General features: G+C 43.9%; 17 protein-coding genes. All 17 read left to right on the top strand.

Annotation, left to right across the window (positions count from 1 at the left end; genetic code table 11):
• Positions 1-1,053, top strand: a complete 1,053-nt coding sequence (locus TTE_RS08190; RefSeq protein ID WP_011025915.1) for a chorismate synthase — start codon at positions 1-3, stop codon at positions 1,051-1,053.
• Between the two features lie 37 nt (positions 1,054-1,090).
• A complete protein-coding gene (locus TTE_RS08185) occupies positions 1,091-2,923 on the top strand; it encodes a sigma 54-interacting transcriptional regulator (RefSeq protein WP_011025914.1) in 1,833 nt (610 codons plus the stop codon).
• 148 nt (positions 2,924-3,071) lie between these two features.
• Positions 3,072-3,818, top strand: a complete 747-nt coding sequence (locus TTE_RS08180) for an AAA family ATPase (protein ID WP_011025913.1) — start codon at positions 3,072-3,074, stop codon at positions 3,816-3,818.
• A gap of 306 nt (positions 3,819-4,124) precedes the next feature.
• Complete coding sequence (gene cooS / locus TTE_RS08175; protein WP_011025912.1) at positions 4,125-6,053, top strand: anaerobic carbon-monoxide dehydrogenase catalytic subunit; 1,929 nt, start codon at positions 4,125-4,127, stop codon at positions 6,051-6,053.
• On the top strand, positions 6,050-6,535 hold the full coding sequence (locus TTE_RS08170; protein WP_011025911.1) for a 4Fe-4S dicluster domain-containing protein: 486 nt from the start codon (positions 6,050-6,052) through the stop codon (positions 6,533-6,535). Before cooS ends, TTE_RS08170 begins: the two co-directional genes overlap by 4 nt.
• Before the next feature lie 153 nt (positions 6,536-6,688).
• The gene (gene hyfB, locus TTE_RS08165) at positions 6,689-8,707 is read left to right on the top strand and encodes a hydrogenase 4 subunit B (protein ID WP_041587174.1); all 2,019 of its coding nucleotides are present in this window, start codon (positions 6,689-6,691) and stop codon (positions 8,705-8,707) included.
• A gap of 11 nt (positions 8,708-8,718) precedes the next feature.
• Entirely contained in the window at positions 8,719-9,660 is a 942-nt protein-coding gene (locus tag TTE_RS08160) for a respiratory chain complex I subunit 1 family protein (RefSeq protein WP_011025909.1), read from the top strand.
• 22 nt (positions 9,661-9,682) lie between these two features.
• Positions 9,683-10,330 (top strand): hydrogenase 4 membrane subunit, encoded by a 648-nt coding sequence (hyfE, locus tag TTE_RS08155; protein WP_011025908.1) that lies wholly within the window; start codon positions 9,683-9,685, stop codon positions 10,328-10,330.
• 9 nt (positions 10,331-10,339) lie between these two features.
• The gene (locus tag TTE_RS08150) at positions 10,340-11,824 is read left to right on the top strand and encodes a hydrogenase 4 subunit F (protein WP_011025907.1); all 1,485 of its coding nucleotides are present in this window, start codon (positions 10,340-10,342) and stop codon (positions 11,822-11,824) included.
• On the top strand, positions 11,825-13,264 hold the full coding sequence (locus tag TTE_RS08145) for a hydrogenase 4 subunit D (RefSeq protein ID WP_011025906.1): 1,440 nt from the start codon (positions 11,825-11,827) through the stop codon (positions 13,262-13,264).
• A 40-nt stretch (positions 13,265-13,304) separates the two neighbouring features.
• Positions 13,305-15,035 (top strand): NADH-quinone oxidoreductase subunit C, encoded by a 1,731-nt coding sequence (locus tag TTE_RS08140; RefSeq protein WP_009610669.1) that lies wholly within the window; start codon positions 13,305-13,307, stop codon positions 15,033-15,035.
• A 41-nt stretch (positions 15,036-15,076) separates the two neighbouring features.
• A complete protein-coding gene (locus tag TTE_RS08135) occupies positions 15,077-15,673 on the top strand; it encodes a formate hydrogenlyase complex iron-sulfur subunit (protein ID WP_009610664.1) in 597 nt (198 codons plus the stop codon).
• Positions 15,631-16,374, top strand: coding sequence for an NADH-quinone oxidoreductase subunit B family protein (locus TTE_RS08130; RefSeq protein WP_009610670.1), 744 nt, complete (start codon positions 15,631-15,633; stop codon positions 16,372-16,374). Before TTE_RS08135 ends, TTE_RS08130 begins: the two co-directional genes overlap by 43 nt.
• Positions 16,361-16,789 (top strand): formate hydrogenlyase maturation HycH family protein, encoded by a 429-nt coding sequence (locus tag TTE_RS08125; protein WP_226990123.1) that lies wholly within the window; start codon positions 16,361-16,363, stop codon positions 16,787-16,789. The genes TTE_RS08130 and TTE_RS08125 overlap by 14 nt, the downstream gene beginning before the upstream one ends.
• Positions 16,758-17,213, top strand: coding sequence for a hydrogenase maturation peptidase HycI (gene hycI / locus TTE_RS08120; RefSeq protein ID WP_011025904.1), 456 nt, complete (start codon positions 16,758-16,760; stop codon positions 17,211-17,213). The genes TTE_RS08125 and hycI overlap by 32 nt, the downstream gene beginning before the upstream one ends.
• 92 nt (positions 17,214-17,305) lie before the next feature.
• Positions 17,306-17,998: a cobalt transporter CbiM gene (gene cbiM / locus TTE_RS08115; RefSeq protein WP_009610663.1), complete on the top strand. Its 693-nt coding sequence runs from the start codon at positions 17,306-17,308 to the stop codon at positions 17,996-17,998.
• Positions 17,995-18,312 carry a PDGLE domain-containing protein gene (locus TTE_RS13930; protein ID WP_011025903.1) on the top strand — a complete coding sequence of 106 codons (318 nt, stop codon included), beginning with the start codon at positions 17,995-17,997 and terminating at the stop codon, positions 18,310-18,312. Before cbiM ends, TTE_RS13930 begins: the two co-directional genes overlap by 4 nt.

Raw genomic sequence — 18,312 nt, 5'->3', positions numbered from 1 at the left:
ATGAGATATCTTACAGCTGGAGAATCACACGGGGAGGCTTTGATTGCCATTATTGAAGGGCTTCCTTCAAATCTTTTTATTGATGCAGAATTTATCAATAAAGAGCTGGAAAGAAGACAAAAAGGCTACGGCAGAGGAGGAAGGATGGCTATTGAAAAAGATGAAATACATATAATAAGTGGGGTAAGGGATGGGAAGACTACTGGTGCCCCTCTTGCAATGGAGATTAAAAATAGGGATTATAAAAACTGGAAGGATAAAAAGGTTCCTCCTGTCACAAGGCCCAGGCCAGGACATGCAGATTTACCCGGTTCTATTAAGTATAACCAGAGGGATATAAGAAATATTTTGGAAAGAGCCAGTGCCAGAGAGACGGCGGCAAGGGTGGCAGTTGGAAGTGTTGCCAAGCTTCTCTTGAAAGAATTGAATATATCTTTAAAAAGCAGAGTTTTGGAGATTGGAGGAGCAAAAAGAGAAGAAAAGTGGAAAAGGCTTATTGAAAAAGCGAAAAAAGAAGGGGATACTCTGGGAGGAATAATAGAGATTGTGATTGAAGGGGTGCCTGTTGGGCTGGGAAGCCATGCTCAGTGGGATAGAAAGTTGGATGCGTTACTCGCTTATCATGTGATGAGCGTTCAAGGCATAAAAGGTGTTGAATTTGGACTGGGATTTGAGGCGGCAAGACTTCCCGGATCGCTGGTGCACGATGATATATATTACAAGGAAAACGAGGGTTTTTATAGAAAGACGAATAATGCCGGAGGCATTGAGGGAGGCATGTCAAACGGGAATCCTATAGTGATAAGGGCTGCTATGAAGCCAATTCCCACTCTTTTACGGCCTCTTGACTCTGTGGATATAGCTACAAAAGAAGAGACAAAAGCTATTTATGAAAGGTCGGATGTCACTGCTGTTGAAGCTGCTGCTTGTGTTTTGGAGGCTGTCTGTGCATGGGTGATTGCTGATGAATGCCTTAAAAAATTTGGCGGTGATTCAGTTGAGGAGCTAAAAAGAAACTATGATACTTATTTAGCATATGTGAGAAGTTTTTGAATGATTAACAATAAGTACAATTAAAGGGGGAAGAGGTATGTTAATCAATACCTCGAAGCACGAAGTTTATTATCAGGCAGGTTACTCTATTGGCAGTCAACTTCTTGTAAATGCCCTAGAAGAAATACCTGCTAAAATAGGCGAACTTGGAATGGGAGACCTTAAGCTGCAAAGTGCAAAAAATGATAAGATAATAGTCAAATGGCATGAGTGTTTAACATGTTCGCACTTGCTTCCTATAGGTGAGCCTCAATGCTATTTAGAAACGGGTTTGTTAGCGGGGGTTCTCAACAAACTTTTTAAAAAGAAAGTGGAAGTAAAAGAGACTAAGTGTTGGGGGACAGGAGAAAAGTATTGTGAGATGGAAGCTACCATCTATCCTACTTCTACCAGTGAGGGTTTTAATTTCGTTTTTTCAGAAGAAAGCAATAAATTACTTTTAGCGCTTGCTGTCCAATCTGTTCAAGCAAATAAAAACTATCAAAAGGTCCTCTTAGGGTATATGAACGACGTGAAAGAATTATCTTTAAGCAACGTGGAAACCCTCTTCCATATGATGCCTTTTGGTCTGATAATTGTTGATAGTCAGGGGAAAGTAGTAGAAATAAATAAAACTAGTGTTCATATGCTAGGCATTGGTGGACAAAGGGTGCAAGGTCGATTGTTAGAAGAGATAATACCTTTAACTAATTATTCTGAAATACTTACGGCGGGTAAACCTCAAGTATGGACCTTTCAAAGCACAAAAGGGGAAACTATTATTGTGATAGGCATGCCTTTTAGTGCCCGTGTTAAAAATGAATACATGCTGTTTCAGCTTTTACCTGCTGAAAGAGAACTGGTATATCATCTTTTGGAATCCATTACAAAGTCAGAAATAGGAATTGAATATAACTATAAAGTTAGAGAAGTCAATTGCTCTAAACCTTTTCAATTTAATCATATTCGAACTTTAAATTGGTGTTTTAAAAACGTTTTAATTTTAGCCCAAAAAGCAGCTAAAACTAATGCTACCATCTTAATTGTAGGAGAGAGTGGTACAGGAAAAGGAGTGTTAGCACAGGCTATTCATCAGGAAAGTTTTCGCCGCCATGGTCCTTTTATAAGAGTGAATTGTGCTGCTATCCCTTCTGAACTGTTGGAATCTGAACTTTTTGGGTATGAAGAAGGTGCTTTTACTGGAGCTAAGAGGGGCGGAAAGCCTGGTAAATTTGAATTGGCAGATGGAGGGACTATTTTTTTAGATGAAATTGGAGATATGCCTCTTAGCATGCAGGCAAAACTTTTAACTGTCTTGCAAGAAAAAGTGGTAGAAAGATTGGGAAGTACTAAGGCAAGAAAAATAGATGTGCGAGTGATAGCAGCGACTAGTAGAAATTTGGAAAAAATGGTGCAAGAAGGATGTTTCAGGGAAGACCTTTTTTATCGCTTAAACGTAGTTAAGCTGTTACTTCCTCCTTTACGAGAAAGGCCAGAAGACATACCGTTCTTGGTGGAAGATATTTTAAAGAGAATAAACGAGGAATGTGGAAAAAAATTGCGGATTTCTCCTGCAGCTATGGAATATCTTTTAAGCTATTCTTGGCCCGGCAATGTGAGGGAATTGGAAAATGTTTTAGAGAGGGCTGCTATATTGGCTGAGGGCCAGGAAATTCAGCCTCAACATTTAATGATAGACTATTTTGGACAAAATAAAAGTATAAAGAAAATTTCACCACTTTGTGAAGTCCAAATGGAAGCAGAAAAGGAAGCTATTATTCGAGCTTTAGAAGCTTTTGGTGGCGAAAAATCACGTGCTGCTAAAGCATTAGGTATCTCTCGGCAAGCTCTTTATGCTAAAATGGTTCGCTATGGATTGCTTAAAAAATAGTGTCAATTTTTTTTGACGTGTAAATTTAAATTGACATGATAGATAACAAGACCGGTTGATTTTAACGGTCTTTTTCTTTTGGCACGATTTTTGCTAAACAGATAGAAATGGATTTAAGGTGTACCATATAAGGATTGGAGGTATTTGAATGAAAATCGCTATTTCTGGGAAAGGTGGTGTAGGTAAAACCACTATAGCTGCAGGTTTAATTAAATATTTTGCACAAAAGGGTTACCAAGTATATGCTGTAGATGCAGACCCTGATACCAGTTTGGGGATGATACTAGGGCTTCCTGAGGAAAGGATTGGCAGTCTTAAACCCATTGTAGCTATGCGGGAATTGATTGCTGAACGGACAGGGGGAAATGGTGCTTTCTTTTCTTTAAATCCGGATGTAGACAGTATTTTGGAAGATTACACTATTCGAAATGGCAATATTCTTTTTTTAAAAATGGGAGCCGTCAAACCGGGAGGTTCTGAGTGTTATTGCCGGGAAAACACGGTACTTAATGCTCTTGTAAATTCTATTATTTTAAAACGCAAAGAAATTGTGGTTATGGATATGAGTGCTGGAATTGAGCATCTTACAAGAGGGACTGCCCGTGGGGTAGACATCATGCTAATTGTCACGGAACCTACTCTGGTTAGTATACAAACAGCCAGAACTATACAAAAACTAGCTACAGAACTTGGTATTTCCAAGATAAAATTTGTCGCTAATAAAATTCGTCAATCAAAGGATGAAGAATTTATTCTTAGCCACCTGCCCCCAGGTGATGTTATTGGCCTGATTCCATTCCAAACGGAAATTTTAGACCAGGCTGCCGGTTTTAACAGTGAGCAGTCTTTTACGGCAGCAGGTATTACCGAACTGGCTACTAGGTTGTTAAACTAACTAGATGTTGCCCGAGCGTATTCAACCGGAGTTCTCCGCAGAGATAGCCGTGGCCTTGATTAAGGGAGCAAAAACCAAGGAGGTGAAGTTCAACTAAATGATATTTAATGACGACCACGAGTGCAGTAGGAATAGCTGCTGCAGAAACCCTCCGCTTTGGGGGTGGGTAAAGCTGAATGGGCCTAGAGCGAGAAAATGGATGCTGCAGGTAGGACTTTATGCCATAAGCAATTTTTAACTTAAAACAAGCACTAATACTTAAAAGCTTGCGGCGTTGCCGCCTATTATTAAAGGAGGTTGATGTTTATGACTAAACAGTGTAAGGTTTCTTTGGATCCGGCGGTTTGCGAGATGGTAGAAAAGGCCAGGCGCGTGAAGGTGGAGACGGTCTGGGACCGCTACCAGGCCATGCTCCCACAGTGCGGCTTTGGTGAAACCGGGCTGTGCTGCCGGCACTGCCTGCAAGGCCCCTGCCGCATTGATCCCTTCGGAGGCGAACCCAAGCTCGGCATATGCGGGGCTACTGCGGACGTCATTGTAGCCCGGGGCCTTGATCGAGCTATTGCAGCGGGGGCGGCGTCCCATTCTGGCCATGCCAGACACCTGGCCCATACCCTAAAGCTGGCGGCCAAGGGCAAGGCGCGGGACTACACCATTAAAGACAAAGCCAAGCTGCGCTCTGTGGCTGCGCGACTCGGCATCCCCACCGAGGGGAGAAGTATCGCAGAGATTGCTTTAGATGTGGCGGAAGCGGCCCTGGCTGATTTCCACGAGAAAGACACACCGGTAATGTGGGCAGCCACCACTGTGACTAAGAAGCGGGCTAGACTATTTGAGGAAAAAGGTTTGCTCCCCAAGGGTATAGACTACGAAGTATCCGATATCATGCACCGTACCAGCTACGGCGTAGATGCGGACCCCGTTAACCTGCTTCTGGGCGGGTTGCGATGTGGTTTGGCAGACCTGGCCGGCTGCTATATGGGCACAGACATGGCCGACATCCTCTTCGGTACTCCCCAGCCGGTGGTGACGGAGGCTAATATGGGGGTGTTGAAGGCCGATGCCGTCAACGTGGCGGTCCACGGCCATAACCCGGTCCTTTCTGAAGTGATCGTTGCGGTGGCCAAGGAGATGGAGGCCGAGGCCAAGGCGGCTGGCGCTTCTGGCATCAATGTGGTGGGCATCTGCTGTACAGGCAATGAGGTACTGATGCGGCACGGCATTCCGGCCTGCACTCACTCGGTGAGCCAGGAGATGGCCCTGGTAACCGGTGCGCTGGATGCCATGGTGGTGGATTACCAGTGCATCATGCCCTCCCTGGCCACGGTGGCCGAATGTATGGGCACTAAGCTCATCACTACCATGGAGATCGCCAAAATCCCCGGTGCCATCCATATCGAGTTTTCAGAGGAGAAAGCCGGGGAGAAAGCCCGGGAGATCCTCCGCCTGGCCATCGAGACTTTCACCCGGCGCCGGGGTAAGCCGGTGGACATACCGCCATATAAGACCAAAGTGGTTGCAGGCTTTTCCGTGGAAGCCATCGTGAAAGCCCTCTCTAAGCTAAATGCCGAGGATCCTTTGAAACCCCTGATCGACCAGATCGCCGCCGGCAATATACGAGGAGTCTGCCTCTTCGCCGGGTGCAACAACGTCAAGGTTCCGCAGGACCAGAATTTTACCGCCATAGCTCGCAGGCTACTTAAGGAGAACGTGCTGGTTCTGGCTACCGGCTGCGGAGCAGGTGCGCTCATGCGCCACGGGTTCATGGATCCGGCCAACGTGGGCGAGCTCTGCGGAGAAGGTTTGAAGGCGGTCCTGACCGCCATAGGTGAGGCCAACGGGTTGGGTGGGCCGCTGCCACCGGTGCTGCATGTGGGCTCCTGCGTGGACAATTCGAGGGCGGTGGCCCTGGCTGTGGCGGTGGCCGACCGGCTGGGCGTAGATACGGATCAGCTGCCGGTGGTGGCTTCGGCTGCTGAGGCAGTGGCGGAGAAAGCCGTCTCCATCGGGACCTATGCCGTGGCTCTGGGCTTACCAACCCACGTGGGAGTCATGCTGCCGGTCCTGGGGGGCCCTCTGGTTACCAAAGTGCTGACAGACAAAGTCAAGGAGTTGACCGGTGGTTACTTTATCGTGGACCTAGACCCCGAGTCCGCGGCCGAAAAGCTCCTGGCGGCCATTGACGAGCGCAGGGCTGCTCTGGGGCTCAGCGTTCCGGGAGGTGGGCGGCGATGATACGGAGAGAGATCTTCGTCCGTTATGATCGATGTGTAGGCTGCCATTCCTGTGAGCTGGCCTGCGCCATAAGCCATACCGCGGCCCGAGACTTGTTTGGGGCCATCTTGGGAGGCGAAAAGGCACAGAAGCTCCTATGGGTAGACCAGGTAGGTCCAGTGAAAGCGCCGGCCGTCTGCCGGCATTGTGAAGACGCCCCGTGCGTGGCGGTCTGCCCAACGGGGGCCATGCACAGGCGGGAGGATGGCCTCAACCTGGTTAATTTGCCCCAGTGCATTGGTTGCTGGATGTGCGCCTTGGCCTGCCCCTTCGGGGCGGTGAGCCGGGGCGATGGCAAAGCTATAAAGTGCGATCGGGAGTGCTTGGATGAGGAAGGTGTGCCAGCCTGCGTTCGAGCATGCCCCACTGGTGCCTTGGTTTTTAAGACTGTAGAAGAATTTGAAGCTGACCGGCGTCGTGAAGTTGTTACTTCATTAAAATAATATCCTTATAAAGGAAGGTAGAAAGACTACTTTTCTACCTTCCTTTATCAAAATCGTCTTCCAACTAATAGAAAGTTAGAAAATAAAAAATTAAACAAGTTTAAAGAACTACTGTTATTATGTGGATATTTTGAAGGCAGGAGGTAAAACTTGATGACTGTTCAACAGTTATTTTTGTTATCTATTTTCTTATATGTTGTAGGAGCACTTATCTCTTTGGGATTAAATAGGGACGGCAAAATTGCAAATTATGTTTCTGGAACAACTGCTTTCTTGGCAGGATGCACTGGAGTCGCTTCAGCTGTTCCGGTCCTTATTGAAGGGAAAGGTTTTATATTGGAAGGCATGGAGTTTATCCCTTTTGGGCGATTTACAATTAATGTTGATCCTCTTTCAGCTTTTATGACATTGGTTATTTCTCTACTTAGTATTGCCACAGGTGTTTATTCTATTTCTTATCAGGAAGAGTATATTGGGAAAGGCACCGGCGTAATGGGTTTTTTAAATAATATCTTTATTGTTTCAATGATTTTGGTAGTTACTAGTGACAACGCTTTCTATTTTTTAGTTTTTTGGGAGCTGATGACGCTGGTTTCTTATTTCCTGGTTTGTTTTGAACAGGAAAACAGAGAGGCAATAAAAGCTGGATTTGTGTATTTTGTAATGGCCCATGTTGGCACAGTTTTGATAATGATTTCGTTTATATTATTTTATGTTTATACCGGTACTTTTGATTTTGCCGCTTTTAGGAATGCAAATCTTTCGCCTGTTATCAAGAATTTAGCTTTTCTTCTGGCTTTTTTGGGATTTGGGGTTAAGGCAGGCATCGTTCCCTTCCATTTCTGGCTGCCTCAGGCTCATCCTGCCGCTCCTTCTAATGTTTCTGCTCTTATGTCTGGTGTCATGATTAAGACAGCTATTTACGGCATTATAAGAGTTGGGGTGGACTTTTTGGGGGCTGCTACATGGTGGTGGGGCCTTACGGTCCTTGCCTTTGGGGCTATTTCAGCAGTTTTTGGAGTGCTTTATGCTGTTAGTGAAAATGACCTTAAACGCTTGTTGGCCTATTCCAGCATAGAGAATGTGGGAATTATCCTGATGGGAGTCGGTGCGGGAATGATGGGAATAGCCACAGGATACGTTAGTGTAGGCATATTAGGTATTCTGGCGGGGCTTTATCATTTGATAAATCACGCTGTCTTCAAAGGGTTGCTTTTTCTTGGGGCGGGCTCGGTAGTTTACCGCCTCCACACAAGGAATATGGAGGAGATGGGAGGATTGGCCAGATATATGCCATGGACTGGATTGACCTTCTTTATAGGCGCTTTGTCGATTTCCGCCCTTCCTCCGCTAAATGGCTTTGTAAGCAAATGGTTTACATACCATACTCTGTTTGCTGTCAGCACAAAAGGGAGTGTGCTGATTAGAATGGCATTTCCTCTCGCCGCAGTCGCTTTAGCCTTAACAGGAGCTTTGACGTCTCTGTGTTTTGTAAAAGCATATGGAGTGACTTTTACTGGACCTTTTCGAGGTGGCAATGAATTAAAGATTAAAGAGGTTCCTGTGACCATGCTTATAGGGATGGGGCTTTTAGCAATAGGCTGTTTTGTTTTGGGGCTTGGCGCGCCGGTTGGGGCTGGATATATTGCGAATGTGGCTTCAGCGTTGCTACATGTATCTTCACCCAAGGTAAGTGACGGTCTGTCGATATTTCCAGCAAGCAGTGAGCAGGCCATGCTTTCTACGCCACTTGTGCTTGTTTTTGTCGTAGGACTTGCGATATTGCCCCTATTAATTATTGGAACAGGTGGAAAGCGAGCAGGAAGGCGAGTGGACTTTGAACCCTGGGCATGTGGCTATAAATATTCATCTCGCATGGCGTGGACATCCACAGCCTTTGCTCACTCACTGTACCCGCTTTTCAGTCCAGTATATTTGCTTAGGACTGCATTTACAGAAGCTGGTCGTTTCATTATTTTGCTTTTCAAAAAGGCGATGGCGTATATATCACAGATAGAGCTGATGTGGGAACGTTATATATACTATCCTTTGCTTCATTTCATGGTCTATATAGGTAAACGTGCACAAACTTTCCAGACAGGTAATGTCCGGATGTACTGCCTGTACATAATCCTGACTCTTGGGGTTCTTTTGATAGCGACGGTGAGATAGGAGGTAAAAAGATGTTGGATGGCAAATTGTTTTTTGTGGGCTTGTTGCAGGCATTATTGCTAATGGCAGTAGCGCCATTTTTTTCGGGCTTTGCCCGTGTTTTAAGGGCGAAAATTCATTCGAGGAAAGGTCCCAGTATATTTCAGGATTACCGCGATATTTTCAAATTAATAAAAAGACAGCGAGTAGTGCCGGCACAGAGTAGCTGGATTTTTTGCTTGACTCCTTACGTAATGATGGCGACAATTTTGCTCATCGCAATGATGACCCCAATTTTAACTTTACAATCGCCATTAAGGATGGTGGGGGATTTAATTGCAATTGTTTATTTGTTTGCTTTGGGGCGGTTTTTTTTCGCTGCTGCAGGTCTAGATTCTGGTAGTGGATTTGCGGGGATAGGTGCCAGCCGTGAAATGACACTGGCAGCGCTGGTGGAACCAACTATTATACTGGTTTTGTTTGTGATGGGGCTCCTTGCCGGTTCGACTGATATAGGTGTAATAAGTCAAAAGGTGGCAACGGGTGAAATATCATATTATAGTCCCACAGTTTGGCTTGCGATGGCAGCTTTTTCTATTGCCGCTTTTATTGAAACTGGTAAATTGCCTTTTGATTTGGCAGAAGCAGAACAGGAAATCCAGGAAGGACCGCTTACGGAATATTCGGGAGGCTCCCTCGCTCTTCTCAAATGGAGTTTGTCTATGAAGCAGGTTGTGGTGATTGCTTTGTTTATGGCCATCTTTTTCCCATTTGGAAATGCGGCAGTTGTAAATGGTTTTTCTATTCTGATGTCTACGGCAGTATTTTTGCTGAAAGTTGCTATCTTTTACGTGATTGCAGCTTTGCTGGAAAACAGTATGGCCAGACTACTGCTTTTCAGGGCCCATGAAGTAACCTGGGCTGCCTTTGGGATCGCTTTGCTGTCTTTTGTTTTCTTCCTTGTTAATGTCTAAAAGATTCGGGAGGAGATACTTAATGTCTGGTACTAATATAGTTAATGTTTTATCTGTGCTGCTCATCCTGACCTCTATGTTAGTAGTGGAAACAAGGAAGTTACGGATGGCGGCATATATGTACAGATTCCAATCTTTAGTTTTGGTTACTATTTTTCTTTCTATTGCTGTGTTTATGGAGGCAAAACCTCTGTACATTTGGTCAATCACTGCCCTTATTACAAAAACTTTTTTAGTGCCATATCTCATCCTCAAGGTTATCGAAAGGGTAAAAGAACAGGAAGAGGGAGTGGCTATTGACAGGAAATTAACTATTATTCTGGCTGTGGGCATTTTAGCTTTATCCTTCGCAGTGGTGGAACCTTTTCACATGCAGGCAGTACTAAAATTGAGAGTGGCCCTGGCAGTTTCCATAGCTCATTTTATGCTGGGCCTGCTCTGCATACTCGCCAGAAAAAATGCCCTCAAACAGATATTGGGTTACTGTCTTATGGAGAATGGGTCCCATTTGACTCTGGCTATTATGGCTTACAATGCCCCTGAAACGGTGGAAATTGGCATTCTGACAGACGCTGTTTTTGCTGTATTGATTATGACAATTATTGCCAGACGCCTTTTTAAAGATTTTGGTACTCTGGACACTGATAAGCTCACACTACTAAAAGGTTAGGTGATTGAGGTGGAAAAAAGTATTTTGTTTTACTTGTTGCTTGCGGTACCGCTGGCTACCTCCTTTCTGGCTTTTGGCATAAAGTCCCGACGGGTGGTAGAGGCTGTACACTTTGCAGGAATAAGTATAGAGGCTTTCCTCTCTTTACAGATGGTGCAGTATGTAATAAGGGAAGAGAGGCTGTTTGCTCTTGGTGATATGCTTTACGCTGATAGTCTGGTGGCGATTTTGCTCCTTATTATTGGAGTTGTGGGGTTTTTAAACGGTTTTTACTCTATAGGACATATGAGATATGACATTAGCCGTGGCGAAATAGATGAGAAGGAAATCTCCTCTTATTACGGCTTTTACCATATACTTTTGTTTACGATGGTGCTTTGCGCTTTATCCAACAACATCGCCATTATGTGGGTAGCGCTGGAAGCAACTACTCTGGGTTCAGCCTTTTTGGTTGGGTTTTATAAACACAAAGCATCGGCGGAAGCTGCCTGGAAGTACGTTTTGATCTGCAGCGTTGGGTTGGCCTTTGCGCTTTACGGGACTATTCTAACCTACTCTAATGCTTTTGCCATGGTGCAGGATGCCCATAAAGCTATGTTGTGGACTGAACTTATAAAAATGGCTCCTCGTTTAGACCAGCAAGTGATGAAACTGGCTTTTGTGTTCATTTTAATCGGGTTTGGTACCAAAGTGGGTTTAGTTCCCATGCATACATGGCTACCTGATACTTACAGCGAATCTCCAAGCCCTGTTAGTGCACTGTTATCTGGTGTACTCATGAAATGTGCGCTGTTTGCGATAATAAAGTATTACACAATTGCTCTGCAGGCTATTGGTAAAGAGTTTTTAGAGACACTGCTTCTAATTTTTGGACTTGTGTCTGTAGGTGTTTCGGCTTTTTTTATCCTGGTGCAGAAGGACATCAAAAGGAAATTGGCTTACAGTAGTGTAGAGCATGTAGGCATTATCGCTACTGGCCTGGGTGTTGGGGGAACCTTTGGAGTACTGGGTGCTCTTCTTCACGCCATAAACCACAGTGTCACTAAATCCCTTTTATTCTGTACTGCTGGAAATGTGATTGTAAAGTACGGCACAAGAGATTCACAAAGAATTAGAGGAATATTCAAGGTAGCTCCTGTTACTGCCTTCCTGTGGACAGCGGGGCTTCTTGCGTTAGTGGGCTCACCTCCTTTTAACATTTTCATAAGTGAGGTCGTAACTGTGATAGCTGGCATAGAAGCTGGCCATTTTTGGGCGATGATATTATTCCTTGTTTTACTTGTGGTTGTCTTCGTGGCGTTTTTTGTGTTGATAAGCGAGACGGTTATTGGCTCTCCTCCAGAAGATTTACCTAAGGGCGATGTCAATTGGTTGACATTACTACCAATCGGTATCTTGTTTGTGTTTATGGCAGCGCTGGGGTTACATTTGCCTTCTACTTTAAGTCAACTATTGCAAAGGGCAGTGACCATTGTTTTAGGAGGGACGATATAAATGGTTTGGTATGCACTGGGCAGCATCCTTCTACCATTGGTAGGAAGTTTAGTTGTGCTGTTTTTGTCAGAACAACAGGTAAAAAAGGCAGGTCAGTTGTTCTCTTTCCTGGCCTTTCTGTGTGGTTTGGCCTTATTGGTTTCTTTTGCACTAACCGGTGAAAGTTTTAGCCGGGAATTGGTGGCTATAAATGGTGTAACCTGCTATGGGATTACTGTAGATGCTTTAAGCGTTTTGACCAACTTTTTAGTAGTTTTAATTGGATGGCTTATATGTACCTATTCAGCGGGATATATGAGCCCCGATAACAGAGAGCATCCAATTTGCGAGGGGATTAACAGGTTTTATTCTCTCATGCTGCTTTTTATCGGTTCTATGGCGGGTGTGGTTTTCTCTACAACATTACTTGGACTTTTGTTTTTCTTTGAAATTACCGGTATTTGTTCATGGAGCTTGATTGGATTTTATGGAGATGAAAAATCCCGAAAGTCCGCCCTTTGGGCAATTGCACTTACTCATTCTGCTGCACTGGGACTTTATGTGGCTACTGCTTATCTTTACGTAAAGACGGGCAGCTTTTCTGTAACCGCTCTTGGCAAATTGACGGAGGCGGAAAAAACCATTGCTTTTATAGGAATCCTGATCGCCTGCTGGGGAAAGTCTGCACAACTTCCTTTTCATCCCTGGCTTCCGCGGGCGATGGTGGCACCTACTCCCGTCAGTGCCTATTTGCATGCTGCTTCAATGGTCAAAGTCGGAGTCTATATCTACGCCAGAACTGTCCTGGCGGCGGGGAAAGTTCCAGCAGTAATCGGCCAGGTTGGGGCTATTATGGCAGTGATTACCATGATATATGGATTTATCATGTATTTTCCACAGCAGGATATGAAGCGACTGCTTGCTTATTCTACTATCACCCAGCTTTCCTATATTTTTCTGGCTATTTCTATCTTCATTTTGGGTTCACAAATGGCTTTTAAAGGAGGGGTAGCCCATATCTTTAACCATGCCTTTGGCAAAAGCCTGTTTTTCTTGGTGGCAGGGGCACTGTCTTATACAACTGGTACCCGTAAGCTTCTAATGTTCAGAGGAATTTTAAAAAAAATGCCCGTCATTGGCCTGGGATATATTGCGGCTTCGATGGCCATAACTGGTGTTCCTCCTTTTAATGGTTTTTTCAGTAAAATTATGATCATAATTAGCGGTTTTGAGATTAGCAGGCACAATTTATTGATTCTTATTTTAACTATTATAACTGTCATTGAGTCTGTTGGAAGTTTTATATGGTTTCTCAAATGGATGGGAACAAATGTCTTTGGTACACCTTCCGAAACGGTGGCTACTGCTGGAAAACCTCCGCTGGCTATCAAGTTTGTCCTTGCCTTTCTCATAATTATGACTCTTATATCCCAATACATTGCTTTGGCGCTGTTAAGTTAAAAATTGGGTATGTGTCAGAATAAAAAGGAGGTTGAAAAGGGTGGAGAATGAAATAAAGGCACAACAAGACAGAAAAAAATATGTTAGGGCTTTGTACTCAAAGTTTGGTGCGAGCATCCTTGAAGAGAAGTGGCAAACACCGGATCAAGTGACTCTGACAGTAAAGCTAAATATACTCCCAGAAATTGTAGAAGAGGCATATTACGGACAGGGAGGGTGGCTGTCAAATGTTATCGGTAACGATGAGCGCAGCATAAACGGACATTTTGCGGTATACTATGTTTTATCCATTGAGGCAGAAAAAGACCCGGATAAAAACCTTTGGCTGACAGTTAAGGCTTTGGTTCCTGCTGACAAACCAGAGTTTCCTTCGGTAGCGCCTCGTGTGCCGGCAGCTGTATGGTACGAACGGGAGGTGCGGGATATGCTGGGGTTGGAGCCGGTGGGGCTTCCAGATGCGAGAAGACTTGTGTTGCCCGATGACTGGCCAGATAACCTTTATCCTTTGCGAAAGGATATGGATTATCGTCTACGCCCTGAGCCGGCAGCGGAAGAAGAAAATTATGAGTTTATCGAAGTAAAAGGAGAAGGTATTGTAGAAGTACCACTGGGACCGCTTCACATTACTTCTGACGAGCCTGGACATTTCCGACTCTATGTCGACGGCGAATATATCGTTGATGCCGACTACCGCCTTTTCTATGTGCATCGAGGCCTTGAAAAACTTGCTGAAAGTCGCATGGACTATAACCAGGTTACTTTTTTAGCGGAGCGAATTTGTGGAATTTGTGGTTATGCACACAGCGTGGCGTATGCCATGGCAGTAGAAGCAGCCAACAGAATTGAAGTCCCTCTGCGGGCCCAGTATATTCGAACTATTCTATTAGAGGTAGAGAGGATACACAGCCACCTTTTGAATATAGGGTTAGCGGCTCACTTAGTGGGTTTTGATTCGGGCTTTATGCATTTCTTTAGAATAAGAGAAAAGGCTATGCAGATGGCGGAAATTCTTACAGGTGGTCGAAAAACTTATGGAATGAACCTCATAGGAGGTGTACGACGTGATATTTTAAAAGAGGAGAAGGTTCAGGCCTTGCGATTAATTTCTGAGATTCGATCTGAACTTAAAGAACTTATCGATATGTTGCTAAATACCCCCAACTTTATTTCGCGAACACAGGGAGTTGGGCGTCTGGACCCTAAGGTAGCTCGAAACTTTGGATCGGTTGGCCCCAATCTGAGAGGTTCTGGATATGGACGAGATACACGAGCGGACCATCCCTATTGTGCCTACAAACATGTATCTTGGAATGTTATCTCCAAGGAGGGATGTGATGTTTTGTCTAGAGTATTAGTACGAGCGGAAGAGCTTTTTGAGTCTTTAGATATAATTGAAAGATGTTTGTCTGATTTGCCTCCTGGTCCTATCCTTCATGAAGGGTTTACCTATACACCTTATACTTTTGCACTTGGATATACGGAAGCTCCTAGGGGAGAAAATGTCCATTGGGTGATGACAGCTAATCAACATCAGGTGTACCGGTGGCGAGTACGGGCCTCTACTTATAATAATTGGCCAGTCCTTCGTTATATGTTTTACGGTAATACTGTGGCCGATGCACCTTTGATTGTGGCAAGTATTGACCCTTGTTACTCTTGCGCTGAAAGAGTTACATTGGTCGATGTGCGTAAAAAGAGGGCAAAAACTGTCCAATATCAAGAATTGGAACAATACTGTCGCGAAAGAAAATATTCACCACTGAAAAATTAGCTTAACTATAACTATAAAAGCAAGGAAGGGGATATGAAAAGATGTTAAGACTGCTTAAAAAGGCGCTGCAGGTTGGAGAAGCAACAGTTGAGTATCCTTTTAAGCCGGTAGAAGTAGCTCAAGGTTTTCGCGGGAAGCCGGCGTATGACTTCAGCCGGTGTATAGGTTGTGGGGCTTGTGCTACTGCTTGTCCTTCAAATGCTATTACCATGGATTGTGATCTAGATAGAGGGATTAAGTCCTGGAATATAAATTACGGCCGCTGCATTTTTTGCGGTCGTTGTGAAGAGGTGTGTCCTACAGGAGCTATTGTACTTTCAACAGAATTTGAACTGGCTGTTATTAAAAAAGAGGATATGTACTGTCGAGCTGAGTTTCAGCTTTGTAGATGTATCTTTTGTGGGGAATACTTTGAAACATTTCGTGAAATAGAATACGTACGAGAAATATTAGAACAAACAGGTTTGACAAAGAAGAGCTTGGAAAGTTGGGTTCAACTTCTTAAAGTATGTCCAAAATGTAGGCGTCATAAAGTAGCAAGGATAGCAGCACTAGATAATTGGCATGTTGATTTAAATGGGAGGAGGGAGGAAAAATGGAACCAGAAGCTAAGTTACAAGAACTTAAAGCAAAGTTGAAAAATGTCATTAAACGTTCTGCCTACCTCTACAGGGTAGACTGTGGCGGATGTAATGGATGCGAGATTGAAATTTTCGCTGCTATCTCACCTGTTTATGACCCAGAAAGGTTTGGCATCAAAATAGTGTCCTCGCCGCGGCATGCTGATATTCTTCTCTTTACCGGACCTATGACAAGGGCTATGCGGCTTCCTGCTATACGGGCGTATAAAGCAGCACCTGACCCTAAAATCGTAGTGGCTTACGGCGCTTGTGGCTGCAGTGGCGGTATTTTTCACGACTGCTATTGTGTATGGGGAGGAATTGACAAATTCTTTCCCGTAGATGTATATATCCCCGGCTGTCCTCCAACTCCGGCTGCTACTTTGTACGGCTTAGCTGTGGCTTTGGATTTGCTACATCAGAAAATTAAAGGAGAGCAGTTTGTAGAAACAGAGGTTACCCCTGTTCCTGCAAAATATGAGGGGGTTTGCCCTGACCTAGCTAAGGATATTGAAAGGGAAGCCCGACGCCTGAGCGGTTACTTGCATGGTAGGCGGATAGCTGCACAATATCTGGAATTTGTGAAACAAGGAGACCCGCTGTCAGTAGATCGCAAAATTAAAGAGTTGGTAAAACAACAAAAAGATCCACGATTGGCTGAAATTTTTTTAAGTTTGCACAAAATTTACATGGAAAGGGTAGGTCATGATGCCGGGTAAAGTAAAATTCTTTAAACTCTCCAAAAGGTTTGTGGACGAAAAAGATGCCCCTGCCGAAGTCGAACAGCTAAAATACTATGCTTTAGCTATTGGTCACCATATAGGGATAGTTGATTGTTTGTCGCCTGTTATGACTATGGAAGAGAAAGACTATTTAGAATGGATCAGTAAATTCCCCCCAGGAAAGGTCAGAAGAAAATTGGAAGGCTTGACAAAATGGGGAGAAATCGAGATAAATAGAGAACATGTTGCTTTGTTAGTGTCAACGTTATCCCAAGCTTTTCCTAGTTTTTTACCAGAAGAAAAAGAATGGGCTAACTGTTTGCTTAAGCTTCTCCATTCTATACAAAAAGAACCAGCTATATATGTGGTGGTGAGACTGAGTGAAGAGAATAGTGATTACTGTAGGCAATGAGATGATGGGGGATGATGGAGCTGGCCCATTATTGGCCCGGCTTTTAGAACAAAACCCTATACCTGGATGGCAGGTCATTGATGGTGGGTCGGTGCCTGAGAATTACTTGCATAAAATACGGTATCTTAAACCAGATGTGGTAGTAGTAGTCGACGCATGTGAAATGAATTTAAAAGCTGGTAGTATACGACTAATTTCAGAAAGCCACATTGTTTGCAAGTTCATCCTGTCCACGCATAATTTACCTTTGACCTTTTTTATTTCCGCTTTGAGAGAAGTAGTGCCAGAAGTTTATTTTATTGGTATTCAGCCTGCAGCAGTAGGTTTTGGCATGCCGATATCTTCTGAAGTATGTCGAGCTGTTCAGATTGTGTATCAAAAATTACAAACAGGAAACCTTGACTTTCCACACCTGGATGATTAGGGGGGTGATGCGTAGCCGAGTGAGACTGCAAGATAATAGGTTTTTAGGTTTTGTAAAATCTAAGAGTAAAAATTTATAAAGGGGGAATTTTTATGCACATACCAGAAGGATATTTAAGTCCTCAAACCTGCGCCGTTATGGGTGCTGCTATGGTACCAGTGTTGACAGTTGCAGCAAAAAAAGTCAACAAAAGTTTTGACAAAAAGGACGTTCCTGCTATGGCGATAGGGTCAGCTTTTGCTTTTACCATAATGATGTTTAACGTGCCAATACCAGGGGGTACAACTGCCCACGCAATTGGCGCCACACTGCTTGCAACAACTTTAGGGCCTTGGGCGGCAAGTATATCTCTTACGCTAGCCTTATTTATTCAAGCATTGCTTTTTGGCGATGGAGGAATTTTAGCTCTTGGAGCAAACAGCTTTAATATGGCATTTATAGCTCCTTTTGTGGGATATGGAATTTACAGGCTCATGTTATCTCTCAAACTAAATAAGGTTTTATCATCTGCTATAGGGGGATATGTAGGAATAAATGCTGCAGCTCTTGCTACAGCAATAGAACTTGGACTTCAGCCATTGCTTTTTCATACAGCAAATGGAACACCTCTATATTTCCCTTATGGATTAAACGTAGCAATACCTGCAATGATGTTTGCTCATCTTACTGTAGCTGGTATTGTAGAAGCTGTTATAACAGGCCTTGTAGTATATTATTTACAAAAAGTAGACGAAGAAAATATATTACATAAATTCTCATATAGGCTTAGAGGTGATAATAGATGAAAAAATTCTACATTGCAGCTATAGTTATAATACTCCTCACTCCTCTCGGGCTTTTAGCTCCTGGTTCGGCCTGGGGAGAATGGGGCTTAGATGAAATAAAGAGCATGATAGGATATGTACCCGAGGGAATGAATCGATTTTCGGAAGTTATAAAAGCAATATTACCCGATTACAGTATACCAGGATTTGATGCCAATTTCTTCCAACAAGCTTTAGGTTATATTTTTTTAGCAGTTGTAGGAATTGCAGCTATTGTATTGATGTTTGCAATATTAGGGAGGATCATGGGAAAACCCCAGAAGAAAAATGGATAA

Origin of the sequence: Caldanaerobacter subterraneus subsp. tengcongensis MB4 (genome assembly GCF_000007085.1) — a bacterium.
Classification (GTDB): domain Bacteria; phylum Bacillota; class Thermoanaerobacteria; order Thermoanaerobacterales; family Thermoanaerobacteraceae; genus Thermoanaerobacter; species Thermoanaerobacter subterraneus.
Note: the sequence above shows the minus strand (reverse complement) of the source record. Positions and strands in the feature narration are given on the sequence as shown.